Origin of the sequence: Flavobacterium sp. 90 (genome assembly GCF_004339525.1) — a bacterium.
Taxonomy (GTDB): domain Bacteria; phylum Bacteroidota; class Bacteroidia; order Flavobacteriales; family Flavobacteriaceae; genus Flavobacterium.
In genome coordinates, this window is sequence record NZ_SMGE01000001.1 from 4,454,853 (window position 1) to 4,474,156 (window position 19,304).

The window sequence follows — 19,304 nt, forward strand, 5'->3', positions numbered from 1 at the left end:
TCTTGCCACGAAACTAAAAACAACAATATTTAAGATGAAAAAAAACTTAACTTGTTTAAAATGAATCTTGTTTTTTTTTGAAAAGTGAAATTAAGCACAAACAGAAAATAATTTAATTTACTATTTTTATAACAAGCCCAATTTTTTAGCTTTCTCAATTAAATCCTTATCGCTTCCCTTTCCCAGTAAAAGCTGGTCTTTGATGTTTGCTTTTCTTTTTTCTATAGCGCTCATAGAGAGAGGGATATATTCAGGAAGATTAACAGTTTTAACTCCTTGAGAAATTAGGGTTAAAATTTGATTATCGTGGTTATCCCAATTTATATTTCTTTTAAATAATTCTCTTTGAGATTCTATTATGGTATTACTTCGGAAGATATCGCCTTCAAGAATTTTTTTGCAAATAATAGGAAACAATTCAAAGTTAATGTCGCTTTTTGATATGAAACCTTCAGGTTTTATCCCTTTAATAATTTTGTCCACCGTTAAAGGTTCACTGTGCATTGTAAGCAATACGATTTTGCAATTTGGAAACTTTTCTCTAATAAGTAATGCCAAATCGATACCGTTAAAAATATTGTGCTCTTTATAAGGAGGAAGGTTGATGTCTAGTAATGCAAAATCAATTTTTGCGTTTTTTTTTTGTTGAAAATTTATTTTGTTGTATGCATCTTCACAATTATAGCTTTTAATGAAACTTGGTTCGTTTTTTTGAAAATCGGTGTAGGATAAGAGATTTATATAACTATCGACTGTCATAGGGTGATCATCGACTATCAAAACAGTAAGAGACATATTCATTTTTATACAATTTCACACAAAATTAATTAAATTTTACGGTTATTCCGTAAAATTGTAGGAAATGATTGCTCTTTATTTGTTAGATATATTAAAATTAAATTTTTATGAAAAACAAAATATTTATTGCAGGGCTTATTTTTATTTCATTATTTATGTACTCATGTTCAAATGATGATGAGTTTGGAGTACCAGATAGTAAAAATAATAATTTTAAAATTAAACCAGAAAATAATTTAAAAAATGAAATTGAACAAAAAAGAATTGATTCAACGACAATAAATTTTCGCGAAGTAAACGCTATAGAAGGAGATCCAACAAACGGAAATGGTCCGGTGTTAAATGCTGCTCACGGAGACCCAAGTAATCCAAAGCCACCTAGACCTTAACTTCTTATTACCGTAATTATTTAAAGAAGACTATGATTATTTGTAATTACATAGTCTTCTTTGTTTCAAAATACTATATTTGAAATTATAAAAAAATAATTACATTTTGATTACTCCTACTAAAATTGTTTGTTTGTTTCTGATGTTTTTTCTTTTTTCATGCAAAAAACACACCACTGTTTTATTTGACAAAAGTCATATTGATGACTTATCGTTAGATAAAAAAGAAAAATATTTAGATTCAATTGTTGATTTGTTAAAATATAAAAAGAATGATTCTGTTATCATAGATTTATATTTAAAGATAGCTTCAGAATATTATTATATCAATAATTCTAAAAAATCTCTAAATGTTAGTTTGAAATCTTTGCAGTTATCTGAGCAATCAAAAGATAGTATTAGAATGGCAAAGTCATTATATTTTGTGGGTGATTCTTATGAAAACTCCAGAAAAGATAGTGCTTACTTTTATTATCTGCAAGCTCAAAAAGTATACACAAAAATTCATGACTATGATAATGTTGGTCGAATGTTATTTAATAAAGCCCACGTTTTATTTTATGACGGGAATTATATAGAATGTGAAGTTGAAGTTTCGAAAGCATTACAATATTTAAAAAAATCTAAAAATCATTGTTTGATTTATACTTGTAATAACTTAATGGGAAATTGTTTAGAGAAATTACTTAATTACGATCAGGCATTACTTTATCATAAATTGGCATTAGATGAAGTAGAAAAAATGAAATTTTATGATAATGACAAAAACGAAATAAATAATTATAATGTAACTTCTACTATCAATATTTGCAATTTATATGACTTAAAAGGAGAATTTCCAAAGTCTATAAAAAAATTACAAAGTTTGCTTTCGGAAGATTTGAAGAAAAATTCACCTCGGTTATATGCTAATGTTTTAAGCAATTTAGCCTATTCAAAGATGAGAAATGGAGACTATAAAAATGTTGAATCCATGTTTTTCGAATCTTTAAAAATTGTTGAAGGCATTGGAGTAGACTCTGATATCTTGTATAAAAAGATTCGTATAGGAGAATATTTTTTAACTCAGAATGATACTTTAAAATCAATTCAAAGTTTAAACCAGGCGAATCAACTGGCAATTAAAACAAAAAGCAGTAACGAAGTTTTGACTTCATTAAAATTACTCTCTGCAATTGACAAAAAGAATAGTTTATTTTATACCAATCAATACATTAAGGTAAGTGACAGTATTAATGCAGTTCAAAAAAACACACATGATAAGTATGCCAGAATTGAATATGAAACTTCAAGAATTGAAGATGAAAATAAAATTTTGACCACGAGTAATTTTTACATTTTAATTGTTTCATTTGGACTGATTTTATTATTGGTTGTGTTTTTTGTTATGAGATATTTAAAATACAAAATTAAAGAAGTGCAGTTTTTACAGCAACAGCAAGAAGCTAATGAGGAGATATATCTGTTGTTAACTGAGCAACATAAAAAAATAAATATTGCAAAAGAAAATGAGAAAACTAAAATAGCAAAGGAATTGCATGATGGCATAATGAATAAAATTTATGGTGTCCGAATGAATTTAGGCTTTTTTAATTCTAAGGTAGATGAAGCTATAATTGAAAAAAGGAAAGAGTATATTTTTGAATTACAAAACATTGAGAATGAGATTAGAACGATATCGCATGACTTAAGCCGAAGTTCTTTTTTTGACGACAATGATTTTAATGTACTGTTATCAAGTTTAATTGAAAATCAAAAAGATATAAGCAGTACTCACTTTAAATATTTGAAGGATGAAAAATTTGAATGGGCTACTATTCAAAATATATATAAGATTAATGTATATCGTATAATTCAAGAGGCGATTTTGAATATTAATAAATATTCAAATGCAGAAAATTGCGATATAAAAATCCAAAGGAAGGAAGGAAATCTTTTAAAAGTTAGCATTACCGATGACGGGGATGGATTTGATATTAAAAATAAAAAAAATGGTATTGGATTAAATAATATGAGGGAAAGAGCTAATTCCTTAAATAGTAAATTAAAAATTGAATCAAAAATAGGGAAAGGGACAAAAATTGAAGTCACATTTAATTTTCAGACACCAACTTAACAAGATTATTCAAAAAATGTAGCGTTAAGTTGCGTTTATCTGAAATTGATAATGTTTTGGACTTCTATTATTATTATTATTATTATTATTATTTCGAAATTTATAAGTTTCAATAAATCTTTCTAATTGATTTCTCATTCGATTTGAGGTAGAACTTCCATAAAAGCAAATAATTCTCATTATACAATCCCGGTCCATTCTTCATGGAAACAGGATAAAATTGCATAAATAATTATGTGATGTTTCCCTGTATTTAGCACTTCTTAAAATCAAAAAAACGGTATCTCTTTCTTTCCATAAAATTAATTGGAGTGAATAATTATTGCTTTGCATTCGCAGGTAAAAGTCCGTAATTTTTATATCAAAAGTCCGTAATTTTTAGATAATTGTTACTGCTATTTTAGCATACAACCTATTGTGTTTTTACTGTTGAAAATTAACATTTAGATGTAGATTCTTGTAACTGAGACAGCAAACTATATTTTAAATACGTATTGTATTACTTGTAAAAATTATTACGAGTTGATGTTACACTAGTTAAATTTTGTCATAAAAAAAAGCATAACAAGGTCTGGCTACTTATTTAATAAACTAATTGGTATAAAAGAATTACAGTACAATGGATCACATCAACGACAAAATAGCTAAAGACTATTGGCATAAAAAAAACAATAGGATTGTTCATTCTAAGGAAAGTTTTTCAGGAAGTTTTTTTATGGATTTTATTATAGTTGATGCCGCTGAACTTTCTTATTTCTATAAATTGACAGCGGAAAATTCAGTTGCAGAATTTACGGTGTTAATGGCACTTTATAATATGCTGCTTCAACGATATTTTGAAGATTATAATGTTTTGTCTTTGAAGTCATTTTTAGCGTCTCAAAAAACACTTTTGTGTTATGAATTTCAATCGATTGGTCAAAAAACGATAAAGGAGTTTATACAAGAAACTAAAGAAGAAGTTCAGGAAGTCTATAAGTATGCTCCTTATTACGCAGATGCTATTATCGAGCAAACTTCGTATGTAAATTATATTCCTTTTCAATTTAATTATGGAGCGAATAATGAGCCTGCTGAATCTTATCAAGGATTGTCATTTCATATTGAAAAGCTTGAAAATAAGGATTTACGTGTTTCATTACATTATTCTGAGAAATTTACAGAGAATAATATTGTGCTGCATTTTTTAAAGAATTTTAAAAGATGGCTTGAAGAATTAGAGGAAAATATTAATATATCGGCATCTAAAATACCTTTAATTTCAAAAGAGGAACAAAAAGCCCTATTGCATACATTAAGCACGGAGAAATGCGACTACGACTACACTATAACACTAGCTGGAATTGTCGAAAGACAAGCAAATAAAACTCCTCAAAATATTGCTGTTGTCTGTGGGGAAACGGCACTTACTTATGAATCTCTTAATGAACAGGCAAACCAGCTTTCTCATTATTTTATTAAAGAGCATGGCGTTTTAGAAGGTGATTTTGTTGGGGTTAAATTAGAAAGAAGTGAAAAACTGATTATAGCAATATTGGCTGTTTTAAAGGCAGGAGCGACTTATGTTCCAATAGATGTTAACTATCCCGAAGAAAGAATTGCCTATATCGAAAAAGATAGTAAGTGCAAGCTGGTTATTGATGTTGCGATATACAGTGATTTTCAGAAAAACCAAGTTAAATACGCTACTGAAAATCCATTATCTAACAGAAAACCAGATGATCTGGCGTATATTATCTATACTTCGGGTACTACAGGTAATCCAAAAGGAGTGATGATTACGCATCAAAATGCCGTAGCTTTGATTTATTGGGCACAAGAAGAATTCAATTTAGAAAGTTTTGATATTGTTTATGCTGCTACATCACATTGTTTTGATCTCTCAGTGTATGAAATGTTCTATCCACTTTCTGTTGGAAAAAAAATAAAAGTATTAAATAATGCTTTAGAGATTGGGGCAGAATTAGCCAAAGATCATAAGATTTTATTGAATACAGTTCCTTCGAGTATTCGAAATATTTTAGAAGAAGGTTTTTCGCTTGATAACGTTAGTGTAATTAATCTTGCAGGCGAGCCCTTTCCGGTAGATATTGCTAAAAAGCTTCTACAAACCAATGCTGAAATTAGAAATTTATACGGTCCTTCAGAAGATACAACTTATAGTACTTGTTATCAGTTGTCTTCAGAAAAAGTATATCAGAGCATTCCAATTGGTAAACCTATTACCAATACACGAGGTTATATCTTAGATGAAGAGCTGCAATTAGTGCCGGCTGGTATTATGGGGAAATTATATCTTTCGGGAGATGGAGTTGCTAAAGGTTATCTCAATCAGCCAGAATTAACCACAGCAAAATTTATAGAAAATCCTTTTGAAGAAGGGGAAAAGATGTATGACACAGGTGATTTGGCAAAATGGATGCCTGATGGAAATCTTGCTTATCTGGGGAGAAAAGATCATCAAATAAAACTGAGAGGTTATCGTATTGAACTTGGAGAAATAGAAAATGTTATGCTTTCGTTTTCTGAAAACATGCTGCAAGCAGTTGTTGCTGTTAAAAAAAATAGAGGCGAAGATGTTTTAGTGGGATATTATATAGAAAACATCGCTTTAGATAAAACACATTTGAGAGCCTATTTAGAAAAACAGCTCCCGGCTTATATGATTCCCTCATATTTTATAAAAGTAGAAACTGTTCCGTTAACTCCTAACGGAAAAGTAAACAAGAATGCTCTTCCTGAAATAGAAGATAATAGCATTGTTAAAAAAGAATATGTTGCACCTGTTGATGCCTTAGAAAAAGAATTAGTTCAAATTTGGGAACAAACTCTGGGAACTTCACCCATAGGTATGAACGATCATTTCTTTGAATTGGGAGGTCATAGTCTAATGATTTCGCAAATTATTAATGCTGTCTATAAAAAGCTTCATATGAGTGTTCCGTATAAAGTGTTTTATACTAATCCTACTCTAAGTGATTTAAGAAAAGTATTGAAGAATCAGGAGTATTTGTCAATTCCTGTGGCTCCTTATTCAGAATCGTATCCATTGACACATTCGCAAAACCGATTGTGGCTATTAAGTCAACTGGAAGGTGGGAACGAAGCTTATCAAATCTCAGGCGCAGTATTACTAAAAGGAAATGTTGACGACGTTAACTTTACTAAAGCATTCAATAAGATTGTTGAACGTCACGAAATTCTGAGGACTTTCTTTAAAAAAGAGGAAGAAGGAGTTGTGAAGCAATTTATTGTTCCAAATCACGAATTTCAATTTGTGATAGAAACCAAAGATTTCTCTCAGGAGAAATCGCCCTATCATAATGTGCAGGATTATATTGCAGAAAAAGACAAACTAAGCTATAATCTTACTGAAGCACCTTTATTTAGAGCTTCATTACTAAAAATAAAGGATGATAATTTTGTCTTTTATTTATCAATTCATCATCTTATAAGTGATGGTTGGTCTCTTAAAGTATTGACCGATCAGGTTTTAGAATGTTATGATGCTTTACAGATTGGAGAAACAATCTCTTTGCCTGAAAATCCTGTTCAATTTAAAGATTATGCAATATGGCAACTCGAAGAGCAGAAAAAAGAAAAATATCAGATTGCAAAAGAATTTTGGATCAAACAATTTGAAGAAACAATACCAGCGCTTCAATTGCCAGGTTATACTAACCGCCCTGTGGTAAAAACATATTGTGGGAATCAGTTGCGTCATGTTTTCTCTACAGAATTACTTACCGAACTACAAAACCTATCCAAAGATTCTCAGGTGACACTATTTGCAGTGTTGATGACCGGAGTAAAAACACTATTGTCAAGATACAGCAATCAGGATGATATTGTTATTGGAACTCCTATAGCCGGACGTGAACATCCGGATTTAGAACACCAGATAGGTTTGTATATTAATACACTTGCAATACGAACATCGGTAAACCAGAAAGAAGGATTTTCGGCATTGCTTCAAAGAGAAGGAAAACAACTTTTGGAAGCCTATGAACATCAAAGCTTTCCATTTGATGTTTTGATTGAGCAGTTAAAAATTTCCAGAGATACATCAAGATCTGCTTTGTTTGACATTATGGTGGTGCTGCAGAATCAACATCAGATATCCAACTTTAAAAATAAATTTTCGTCTGATATTGCCATAGAAGAATTTGAAATAGACAGAAATGTAGCTCCTTTTGATATTGTATTTACTTTTACAGAAAAAGAAACACTTCACTTAGAAATTCTTTACAATTCAGATCTTTATAGCTCGGATTTTGTTCAGGGAATAATCAAGCATCTGGAGAATCTATTCTATCAGATAGTTCAAAAACCTGAAATACTTCTGGAAGAAATAGATTTAGTTTCCGAAGATGAAAAAGAAATCCTATTACATACCTTTAATAATACCGATGTAGATTTTGATACTGAAAAAACGGTAATAAATTTGTTTTTGGAGCAAGTAGCAAAAACACCTCAAAACAAGGCTGTAATAGCAAATGATGGAGCGCTAAGCTATGCGGAATTAGATGAATTATCCAATAGATTAGCAAATTATCTCATTCAAAATTATAAGATCGCTCAGTATGATTTGGTGGCCGTAAAACTAGAGAGAGGGGAACGACTGCTTATATCATTACTGGGGATCTTAAAAACAGGTGCTGCCTATGTGCCTGTAGATACCAACTATCCTGAAAACAGGATCAGGGATATCTTAAATGATGTTACCGGCAAGGTGGTTATAGATGATACTTTTCTGGATGACTTTTATTGCCAGGAAGAACTGTCTGCTGTACAACCGCAAATACAAGCTAAAAGCACGGATCTGGCTTATGTAATTTATACTTCCGGATCTACAGGAAAACCAAAAGGAGTGATGATTGCGCATCAGAGTTTGGTGAATCTGTGTTTTTGGCATAAAGAAACCTATGGCGTTAATGAAACCAGCAGAGGAACTTTGTTTTCAGGAGTTGCTTTTGATGCGTCCGTTTGGGAAATTTACCCATATCTGATATCTGGAGCCACACTTTATCCGATTCAAAAAGAAGAAATACGTCTTCAGATACCAATGTTAGTTAGCTTTTTACAAAAAAATGGAATAACGCATTCTTATCTGCCTTCCAAAATATGTCAGGATATCATGGCAGAAGACGGTTTAGAATTGTCTACAATCATCCTTACAGGAGGCGAAAGTCTGAATTATTCTACAACCACTTCTTTACAAATATATAATAACTACGGACCAACTGAAAATACAGTAGTAACGACTTATTATGATTGCAAAAAAGCTGTAAAAGAAAAGGTTTCCATAGGCAGTCCCATATCAAATACCCGAGTTTATATTCTGTCTGAAAACCTAAAATTACAACCAATTGGTGTTATAGGAGAGTTGTGTGTTTCCGGAATTGGACTTTCAAAAGGTTATTTGCATCAACCGGAACTTACGGCAGAGAAATTTATTCAAAACCCATTTAAAGGAGAAGGAAAACTATATAAAACCGGAGATTTAGCCCGATGGCTTCCTGATGGCACTCTTGAATTTGCAGGCAGAAAAGATAATCAGGTAAAAATACGAGGCAATAGGGTTGAATTGAGCGAAATTGAACATGTTATTAGAGAATATGAGCCTGCAATTGCCAATGCTTTGGTATTGGTAAAAGAGATAAATAAAGAACCTGCTATAATTGCCTATTATACCACGAAAGTAGCTATAGATAAAAAATTACTTCGAGATTACTTAAAAGAACAGTTAGCAGACTATATGGTTCCCAGTTATTACATCGCTCTGGAAACGTTACCGTTGAATGCAAACGGGAAAGTAGACATTTCAAAATTGCCAACTATTTCGGAAGCAGATATCCTGAAAAAAGAATATGTTGCACCAGAAAACAATACTCAGGCAAAGATTGCTGTAATCTGGCAAGAACTTTTAGGGCATCAAAAAATAGGTATTACTGACGATTTCTTTGAACTTGGAGGACATAGCTTACTGCTAACTAAACTACTAAGCGAATATCAGAAAACATTTAAAGTATCAATTGACCTTAAAACACTCTACGCAAATACCACTTTAAAAAATCATGCAGTTCTTTTAAATGATTCGGCAGAAGAAGTGCTGGAGATTGAAAAATTAGCTCATCAGGAATATTATGATTTATCTCCTTCACAAATTCGATATTGGTTACTTTATAAAATACACGGAAAATCCAGAGAATTCAATATTTACAGCACGTTTGAATTGCCGGATGATTTAAATGCTGTCGCTTTTGAAGAAGCGTTTAATATCCTTTTGAAGCGTCATGAGATTTTAACGAGCATATTTGTTGAAGACGCCGGTATTCCTAAACAAAAAGTCTTGTCAAATTTGTTGATGTCCATTCCTTTCTTTGAATCAGAAGCAGCAATTAAAAAAGAGGTGTTTGAGCATGAGTTTGATCTTGAAGTGTGTCCTTTATTTAAAGTAGCCATTTTAAAAGTAGCCACTACGCATACATTGTATTTCAATATGCACCACAGTATTGGCGACGGTTGGTCTATGGGAATTATATCGAGAGATTTAATGGATATTTATAATGCCATAATAGCGGGCAAAACTGTAGAACTTCCAGAATTGTCAATACAATATAAAGAGTATGCACAATGGCAAAATAAGCTGCTGCAATCGCCGGAAGTTACTGTTCAGGAAAATTATTGGAAAGAAAAACTTGCCGGACCTTTATCTTATTTGCAGTTACCATTAGATTATAATTCAAAATTAAAAAAGGCAGAAACCTCTTCTTCATATACCGTATATATTACAGAAGAAAGAAAGAAAAAAATAGAGGAATTATCCAGAAAAAATGGCATTAGTGTATTTGCAGTATTTGTTGCAACGCTTAAAATGCTATTGTTCAGACTTACTTCAGAAGAAGATATTATTATAGGAATCCCCGTGGCAAACCGAAACCATTATCAATTAAAAGACTTGGTAGGTTGTTTTATTAATACGTTGATGCTGCGCGATAAAATAAGCGAAAATATATCCTTTCAGACATGGCTGCAAGAGGTTAATGATACATTAGTAAATGCTTTAGTGCACCAAAACTATCCTTTTGAACAGTTATTAGAACTGATCGATGCTCCTCAAAATGACAATCGTTTTCCGTTAAGTCCGGTATTTTTAAATATGGTTGATTTTGATGGAAAAGTGCTTGAAACAATAACAGAATTTAGTCCAAATCACAAACTTTTGGAAGCAACTCCAAAATTTGATATGGAATGCTACATAAAAAGTTTTGCAAATGGATATAGTATTAACTGTGTATATGATCATGAACTCTTTAAAAAAGAAACGATTCAATATTGGATAAATGCCTATTTATCAATCATTGATCAGGTAATAGAGAATGACAAAGTAACATTACAGACTATAAAAGTATTTGAAGATTATATTTCTCAGGAAGAAGATTTAAAACCTGCAAATGATTTTGAATTTTTTGAGGCAGACGAAATCCAACAAAGTATAGCAAAACGATTTGAAAAACAAGTAGAGCGATTTCCAAATCATACAGCAGTTTTTGCCAATCAGACCGCACTTAGTTATAAGATGCTGAATAATTGTGCTAATCATTTGGCGAGACAAATCAATGAAAAAGCCAATCCTGATACAAAACGAGTAGCGCTGCTTTTAAATCACAATGAAACCTGTGTAATAGGAATGCTGGGAGTTCTTAAAGCCGGATATGCCTATGTGCCTATAGATGCCAACAGTCCTTTAAGCAGGATTCAGTACATAATTGAAGATTCTGGGTGTAACCAGTTGGTTTGTAATGATGCTACTGTAGAAAAAGCGCAACAATTACAACAAGAATTACCGCAATTATCAATTGTAAGGATATCTGAAAATTATACTCTTTCAGAAATTCCAAATCCTGAAAATAAAGCAAGTGCTGCAACAGAAGCTTATGTTTTGTATACTTCAGGTTCTACAGGTATGCCAAAAGGTGTTGTGCAAAATCAAAGAAATGTACTTCATTTTATAAGAGTATATACTAATAATGTTCACATTGCGATAAATGATAATTTAAGTGTTTTCTCGACTTTTACCTTTGATGCTTCTGTAAAAGATATTTATGGAGCTATTTTAAATGGTGCTACAGTTAGTATCTATGATATTGTTGAAAACGGGCTCGACCAACTTTCTTCCTGGCTGCTCGCTCAAAATATTACGATTATACATATGGTGCCAACGATTTACAGAAATTTTTTAAAAGGACTGGAAGAAGGCGAAGTATTACCTACAGTAAGATTAATTGATTTAGGAGGAGAATCATGTCACAAGCCGGATTTGGATTTATTTAAAAAATACTTTCTTGAAGGTGCTTTTTTAGTAAACGATTATGGACCAACCGAATCTACTATTGTTGCTCAAAAATTCTTTAGACACACGTCTCAATTAACGAGAAACAATATGCCTTTAGGTAAAGCAGTAGAAGAAACGGGCATCTTCTTATTGGATGAAAATAATCAACAAAGAGGTGTTTATCAAACAGGAGAAATTACTTTTAAAAGTGAATACCTTTCATTAGGATATCTAAACAGGCAGGAATTAACAGAGAACGTCTTTATAACAGACCCGATTGCAGGAGAAGGAAGGGTTTATAAATCCGGTGATATCGGGAAGATGCTTCCTACTGGTGAAATTGAATTTTTGCAACGTAAAGACTCACAAGTAAAACTCAATGGATTGCGAATTGAATTATCTGAGATCGAATATCAATTAGAGCAGATTGAGTCCATAAAAGAGGCGGTGGTTTTACTTAAAGAACTGCAACAAAATACGTATATAACAGCTTATATCAGAGTAGCTGAAAGTTTAGAAGCATCTCAAATAAAAATGCTTTTAGGCAAAATATTACCCAAATATATGATCCCGACGATCTATATAACTCTGGAAGAATTTCCGTTAACACGAACCGGTAAAATTGAGAGAAAGGCATTGCCAAATCCTACCGTATCAGATTTAAAAACGGTGCCATATGTCGCTCCTAAAACCGAGATAGAAAGTAAATTGGCAGCTATTTGGTCAGAAGTACTCAAACTCGATATTGAGGTTGTAGGAACTGAGGATAATTTCTTTGAATTGGGAGGAAATAGTCTGCAGGCAGTTGTTTTGATTAATAAAATAAACAAAACATATAATACCGTATTTTCTATAGCAAACCTATACGAAACCTTAAACATACGAGATTTATCGGCTTTGTTGAACTTTTCCATACTTCAAAATAGTGAATTAGATACCATACTTGAAGAGCAAGATCAAGACGAAATTATTTTGTAAAGATGCATCAAAAGCTGAGATTCAGTGTTTTATAGCTTTTAAAAGAATTATTTTTTTTTAGATATAATTCATGATTTTATGCTATTGATTATCAATTGTTTATGTTTCCGGATTCAAAAGTCCGTAAATTATAAGTCAAAAATCCGTAATTTTTAAAGGAAGGTTGCTAATATTTTAGCGTAAAGAAACTCATCAAGTAATTTTTTAGTATTTGTTAAAAATTATCATGAATGAAAAGGAAGGAATATGATCGGGAAAGTAGAGTAAGAGACAATACTAGATTTATACTGTTTTTTTATGAAAAATGAAATTATAAATAAACTTCTTTCTTTAGGAGTTCAGTTGAAAATAATTGACGGTAATCTTAAGGTAAATGCTCCAAAAGGAGTGTTGACAAATGAGTTATTAGAAGAAATTAAAGAGCATAAAGCATACTTAATCAGTTTGATATCTTCTAATGTTTCAATTCCTAAGGCTAAGGTGATGGAAAGTTATCCGTTAACGCCAACACAATATTTCATGTGGTTTACTCATGAATATCTGGGAGGAAACAAAGCATATAATATTACTTCAACATTGAAGTTGAGCGGAAAACTTAATAGTGCACTTCTGGAAAAAGCATTCCAATATGTTATAGAACGGCACGAATCGCTAAGAACCAGTTTTAGAAAAAATCAAAGCGAAGAAATACAACAGCATATCCTGACAAATGAGCAAACGGAGTTTAAGCTTCAAACTGTAGCTCTGGAGAATTCTTCTGTTGAGGAACTTCACAATCAAATAAAACAAGAATACCAAAAAGCTTTTGATTTAAAGAAAGATCTTTTGTTAAGTGCTACTTTATTAAAGATAAATGAACAAGAGCACATTCTGTTATTTGTACTGCATCATATCATAGGAGATGGCTGGTCATTACAAATACTGACCAGAGAAGTAATGTTGGCTTATAATAGTTTAGCCGGTAACGAAGAAATAAAATTACCAGAACTATCCATACAATACAAAGATTATAGCGAATGGCTCAATGAAAAGCTTGTAAGCCCTGAATATATTGGCAAATTGCAATACTGGAAACAACAGTTTGAAACAAATTCTCCGGTATTGAATTTAGTTCCGGGAAAACGTCCGGTTGCGAAAACTTATAATGGAAATATCCGAAATCATAAATTTTCAAAACAATTTTTAGCAGAATTAAACGCCTTTGGCAAAGAGCAGCAAATGACTTTGTTTATGCTTATAGTTGGAAGTCTTAATGGATTATTTTCAAGATATACAGGTCAGACTGACATAACGCTTGGAACTACTGTGGCAGGAAGAGAGCATTCTGATATTGAGAACCAAATAGGTTTATACTCTAATGCTTTGCCAATTCGGACACAATTTGAAAAAGAAGATAGTTTCCTGAGCCTGATGCAGAAGCAAAAGCAGACACTTTTAAAGGCTTATGAAAACAAAGAATATCCTTTTACAGCGCTTGTAAATCAATTATCACTTCCTAAAGACCAAAGTAGATCACCGTTGTTTGACATTATGGTGTTATTGCAAAATCACCAGGGATTGGAACTAAATGATCAGAAAGGAATAAATGGGATTGTTGCCACGGAATACTCCGAAATAGAAAGAGGTGTAAGCCAGTTAGACATTAGTTTTGTATTTGTAGAAAGTGAACAAGGATTAACACTAAATGTGGAATACAATACAGATATCTATGAAGAAAATTTTATAGATAATTTGTTAAACCACTTCGAAGCATTTGTAAGCGCAGGTTTGAAAAAGCCCGAACAAGCAATTAACGCTATTGAAATCGTATCTCCGGCAGAAAAAAATAAACTTCTTAAAGAATTCAATTCGGTTTTGACACCTTATGATTCTTCTTTGACTGTTGTAAATCTTATACAATCAAAGGCTAAGGAAAACGAAAATCAAACTGCACTTGTTCATCAGGGAGAGAAAATCAGCTATGGACAATTAGAAGAATACAGCAATAAACTGGCGAATTGTCTTGAACAACACTTCAAAATAAAAAAAGGTGACTTTGTTGGAATTGAGCTGGAAAGAAATTCGTGGATGATTATTGCGATCATTGGCGCATTAAAAGCAGGAGCTGTCTACGTACCCATAGATCCTGCATATCCTGAAGCACGAAAGAATTATATACAACAAGACAGCGGATGTAAACTTATTATCAATGCTGAAATCTTAGAAGAGTTTAAAAGGAATTTACAGACGTACGATGAGGTGCATATTTCGGCGATATCTCAAAAAGATTTAGCTTATATAATATACACTTCAGGATCGACCGGAAATCCAAAAGGAGTTCAGATTACACATGAATCTTTTGTTGATTATGTGTTAACGTTTAAAAATTATTTTCAATTAACAGCTCAGGATAGTGTTGTGCAGCAAGCCAGCATTTCTTTTGATACTTCTATAGAAGAAATTTTTCCTATTCTTATTAGTGGTGGAACGTTATATTTTCACGACGAAAAAGGCGATTTTGAAGCATTATTCAAGCTTTGCGAACAGCATAAAATTACGGTTTTAAGTACGAATCCGTATGCACTGCAATACCTGAACGATGTATATGAGAACTATAATCTTAGTATTAAAACACTAATTAGTGGCGGAGATACTTTGCAGGCAGACCACATTAGTAATTTATGGAATAAGCTTTCTGTATTTAATACTTATGGTCCAACAGAAAGTACCGTTTGTGCAACCTATTATCAAATAAAGAATAAAGAAACAGTTATTCCTATTGGGAAACCAATCGCAAACAGACAAGTATATATTATTGAATCTGATTCTACTCAATTAACGCCTGTTGGAATTGTTGGAGAACTCTGCATTTCCGGACAAGGAATATCAGTTGGTTATTTGAATCAGCCTGAACTGAGCAAAGAAAAATTTACAGCCAATCCTTTTATTTCCAATACAGTAATGTATCGCACTGGAGATCTTGGCTATTGGTTGCCGGATGGAAATATAGGTTTTATAGGCAGAAAAGATCATCAGATAAAAATTCGCGGATATCGTGTAGAACTTGGTGAAATAGAACATGCCTTACAAGAAGATAAAACAGTAACGACTGCAGTAGTATTAGCCAAAGAGCGCGCGGGAGAACAAGTTCTTGTTGCCTATCTGGTTGGTGAAAATATTGATATCGAAGTTTTAAAAAATTCCTTAAGAACTAGCTTACCGGAATATATGATTCCCGGATTTTATGTAGAACTGGATTCAATTCCTTTAACATCTAATGGAAAAATAGACAAACAGTCTTTATTGGCCATAGAAGATCTTGGCGTAAAAAACAGCGAATATGTTGCCCCTCGAAATGACCTGGAATCTCAAATGGTTTTGCTATGGGAAGAGATTTTAGGAATATCCAAAATCGGAGTTACCACTAGTTTTTTTGATTTGGGAGGACACAGTCTGAAAGTGATCAGGCTAATAAACAAATTAGAAAAACTGGGTTATAAATTAAAAGTCAAAGATGTTTTTGATTCCCCGACAATAACGGGAATCATAGAGAAATTGCAAATTTCTTCGAGAGCACAATTTACCAAAATACCGGAGCAGGAATATTATCCGGTGACTTCTTCGCAAAGACGTTTATGGACTTTAAGCCAATTTGAAGGAGGAAGCGCGGCTTATAATATTGCAAATGTATTAGAATTAAAAGGCAAATTAGACCTTTTATTATTTCAAAAATCCGTTGATAAACTCATTGAACGACACGAAAGTCTTCGTACCGTTTTTAAAGCAGATGAATCAGGAATATTGAACCAATATGTTCTGCCTGCTCAATCGGTTATTTGTCCTATTGAAGTATATCAGGGATTAAATGACCAGGAAATAGCTGCAACAATAAGCAGTCACGTAAATTATCAGTTTAATTTGAGTGTCGCGCCATTGCTAAAAGTAGAAATTATAAGTCTTAACAATGCACATCATTTACTGTTGTTCAATCTTCACCATATTGTAGGAGATGGTTGGTCTATGGAAATTTTATCCAGAGAAATTGTAGCACAATATAACCATCTAAAACAGGCATCAGGAATCGAATTACCTGATTTGCCTATTCAATATAAAGATTATGCTTACTGGTATAATAGTGTGCCAAATCAGGAAAAATTAGCTCAATCAGGAAACTATTGGCTGGAGCAATTTTCCGGTGATATTCCAGTATTGGAATTGTCGACTATGGCAACGCGACCAAAAGTAAAAACATATAATGGTGATAGTGTTTCGCATGCTTTTTCAGTAGATTTTATCTCTAAACTAAGAAGCTTTTGCCACCAAAACGAAGCTACTTTGTTTATGGCATTAATGGCAGGATTGAACGGATTGTTTTATAGATACAGCGGACAAACCGATATAATAATCGGAACTCCGGTAGCAGGAAGAGATTACCCTGATTTAGAAGATCAAATAGGATTATACCTGAATACACTGGCAATTAGAACTCGTTTTGAAGTTACCGATACTTATAGCAGTTTAGTAAAAAAACAAAAAAAGATACTACTCGAAGGATATGATAATCAGTCTTATCCATTTGATATTCTGGTAGAAGAATTGCTGTTAAAGCGAGATCTTTCAAGGTCGGCACTATTTGATGTTATGGTCGTTTTGCACAATCAGCAAGATCTTTTTTCTAAAGAAGAAACTTTCTCACAAATAGAAATAGCGCCTTATAAAAAAATACAAAGGAACACAAGCCAATTCGATTTGAGTTTTTCTTTTGCGGAAGGAAAAGAGAGTTTAAATCTGACCTTGAACTATAATACCGATATATATAGCAAGACTTTTGTTGAAAATCTAATACACTATTTAGAAGGATTTATTTCTGAAGGTATAGAAAAACCAAACCATAGTATTGCTAAAATCGACTTTGTACCTAACGAAGAAAAACAACGCTTGCTGTACGATTATAATGCAACAAATGTTGACTATCCAAAAAACAGAACAATAGTAGACTTAATAGCATCCCAAACCCTAAAAACGCCGGATGCCATTGCGCTTGTTTTTGAAAATAAAACGATTACGTACAAAGAGTTATCTGTAAAATCGAATCAGTTAGCACAATATCTATTGGATCATTGCGCCGTAAATTCGGGAGATTTTGTAGGTATAAAAGTAAAAAGAGACGAGAAATTAATTATAGCCATTTTGGCGGTATTAAAAATCGGAGCGACTTACGTTCCTATAGATCTAAATTATCCGGAAGAACGAATCGCTTATATCGAGCAGGATAGTAATTGTAAAATTACAATAACAGAAAAACTGTTGCATGATTTTGAGCAAGCGAATATACAAGAAACAGCGCTGCCTGAAATTAAAATAACTTCGGATTCATTAGCTTATATTATATACACTTCCGGTTCTACAGGAAAACCAAAAGGCGTAATGTTAACCCATGATAATGCGGTGGCATTTTTAGATTGGAGTATAGAAGAATTTGCTGCAACAGATTTTGATATTCTCTATGCAGCAACATCGCATTGCTTTGATTTATCTGTGTTTGAAATGTTTTATCCATTAAGCACAGGAAAAAAAATCAGAATTATTGCTAATGGATTATCCATTGCCGATTATATAGACAAAGACGAAAAGATCTTAATAAACACAGTTCCTTCCGTAGTAGATAATTTACTGGAAAGAGAAGTTTCTTTAAAAAATGTTTCGGCACTAAACATGGCGGGAGAACCTATTCCGATAGCCTTGAGCAATGCCTTGATTAAATATCCAATAGCGATTAGAAATTTATACGGTCCGTCAGAAGATACAACTTATAGCAGTTGCTACAGAATTGAGAAAAAGCACGAACATTCGCTTCCAATTGGAAAACCTATTTCGAACACCCGTTTTTACATCTTATCAGAAGAATTAGCATTGCAGGGAGAAGGATTAATTGGCGAGATCTGTATCTCCGGAAGAGGATTATCAGCAGGTTATTTGAATAAATCCGATTTAACCGAGGAGAAATTTGTACGTAATCCATTTGATTCCGAAACAAAACTGTATCGCACAGGAGATTTAGGTTATTGGATGCCGGACAAAAACATAGGTTTTGCAGGTCGAAAAGATCATCAAATAAAAATTCGAGGATATCGTATAGAGCTTGGCGAAATAGAGCACGCTTTACAAGAAGATGATACAATAACCAATGCAGTAGTTCTAACAAAAGAGCATGCCGGAGAAAAACAAATTGTGTCTTATTTAAAGGGAGAAAAGATTGATATCCAGAAAATTCGAAATAAGCTGTCTCAAAAATTACCGGGTTATATGTTGCCAACATACTATCTATTATTAGACGAAATACCCTTAACATCTAATGGAAAAGTAGATAAAACGGAGCTTTTAAAACTTGAAGTTTTCAAAATTAAAACTTCAAATTATATAGCTCCAACCTCAGAAACAGAAGAGAGAATTGTAGCAATATGGCAAGAAATACTTGGCTTGGAAAAAATAGGAATAACGGATGATTTCTTCGAATTGGGCGGTCATAGTTTAAAAGCGACAGAACTATTATCAGTCATTCAGAAAGAATTTGATGTATCGATAAACCTTAAGGAATTATTCCTGCATCCCACAATTCAGAATTTAGCCCTGAATATTGAAAATGTTAAGTGGCTGGAAGAAATTGATAGCGAGCGGTCTGTAAAAAAAATACTAATATAAAATT

Annotated in this window: 5 protein-coding genes; 4 read left to right on the plus strand and 1 reads right to left on the minus strand. The window is 32.5% G+C overall.

Going from position 1 to position 19,304, the window contains the following annotated elements:
- Window positions 1-126: 126 nt before the first annotated feature.
- Window positions 127-801: a response regulator gene (locus C8C83_RS18525; protein ID WP_243653114.1), complete on the minus strand. Its 675-nt coding sequence runs from the start codon at window positions 799-801 to the stop codon at window positions 127-129.
- A 104-nt stretch (window positions 802-905) separates the two neighbouring features.
- Between C8C83_RS18525 and C8C83_RS18530 the strand changes: the two genes are divergently transcribed.
- The 4 genes from C8C83_RS18530 to C8C83_RS18545 all read left to right on the plus strand — a co-directional run bounded on the left by C8C83_RS18530 (window position 906) and on the right by C8C83_RS18545 (window position 19,300).
- Complete coding sequence (locus C8C83_RS18530; protein ID WP_121329857.1) at window positions 906-1,187, plus strand: hypothetical protein; 282 nt, start codon at window positions 906-908, stop codon at window positions 1,185-1,187.
- A 106-nt stretch (window positions 1,188-1,293) separates the two neighbouring features.
- Window positions 1,294-3,303 carry a tetratricopeptide repeat-containing sensor histidine kinase gene (locus C8C83_RS18535; RefSeq protein WP_199735299.1) on the plus strand — a complete coding sequence of 670 codons (2,010 nt, stop codon included), beginning with the start codon at window positions 1,294-1,296 and terminating at the stop codon, window positions 3,301-3,303.
- 619 nt (window positions 3,304-3,922) lie between these two features.
- Complete coding sequence (locus tag C8C83_RS18540) at window positions 3,923-12,619, plus strand: non-ribosomal peptide synthetase (protein WP_121329859.1); 8,697 nt, start codon at window positions 3,923-3,925, stop codon at window positions 12,617-12,619.
- A 297-nt stretch (window positions 12,620-12,916) separates the two neighbouring features.
- Window positions 12,917-19,300 carry a non-ribosomal peptide synthetase gene (locus C8C83_RS18545; RefSeq protein WP_121329860.1) on the plus strand — a complete coding sequence of 2,128 codons (6,384 nt, stop codon included), beginning with the start codon at window positions 12,917-12,919 and terminating at the stop codon, window positions 19,298-19,300.
- The last annotated feature ends 4 nt before the right edge of the window (window positions 19,301-19,304 follow it).

What these genes read in the sequence shown, in the direction of transcription:
- C8C83_RS18525 (WP_243653114.1), bottom strand. Translation starts at nt 801, where the DNA reads ATGAATATGTCTCTTACTGTTTTGATAGTCGATGATCACCCTATGACA.
- C8C83_RS18530 (WP_121329857.1), top strand. Translation starts at nt 906, where the DNA reads ATGAAAAACAAAATATTTATTGCAGGGCTTATTTTTATTTCATTATTT.
- C8C83_RS18540 (WP_121329859.1), top strand. Translation starts at nt 3,923, where the DNA reads ATGGATCACATCAACGACAAAATAGCTAAAGACTATTGGCATAAAAAA.
- C8C83_RS18545 (WP_121329860.1), top strand. Translation starts at nt 12,917, where the DNA reads ATGAAAAATGAAATTATAAATAAACTTCTTTCTTTAGGAGTTCAGTTG.